General features: G+C 50.5%; 1 protein-coding gene. It reads left to right on the top strand.

Annotated elements, in window-relative coordinates:
• Positions 1 to 91: 91 nt before the first annotated feature.
• The coding region (locus J4G02_12920) for a VOC family protein (GenBank protein ID MCE2395480.1) at positions 92 to 366 on the top strand (275 nt) is incomplete at its 3' end.

The raw sequence follows: 366 nt of genomic DNA, 5'->3' as shown, positions 1-366 counted from the left end.
AGTCAATCAGTTGAACCTGTAGACTCAAATTTACTCCTAGATACCTACTAGAAATAACGAATTTAAACATGGATTAGAAAGGAATGACCCCATGAACGCCTCAATCAAAATTGATCATGTCGCTGTCATGGTCAGCGATCTGGAAAAATCGCTGCACTTCTATCGCGACCTACTCGGACTGGAAGTCGTCTCTCCCGAAGAGCACAGCGACGGTCCGATCTCCGAAATGGTTGCAATCCCCAAGGTACACATGCGCGAGTATCGGCTACGTGCGCCCGGCGGTATACATGGCCACACCCGAAACGACGGACCGGGCTTCACGCTGGATCTCATCCAATGGCTCAATCCCACCAGTCCCGTTGAACG

The sequence above is a fragment of the Candidatus Poribacteria bacterium genome (genome assembly GCA_021295755.1).
Lineage (GTDB): Bacteria > Poribacteria > WGA-4E > WGA-4E > PCPOR2b > PCPOR2b.
This window is presented reverse-complemented; position numbering and strand designations above follow the sequence as displayed.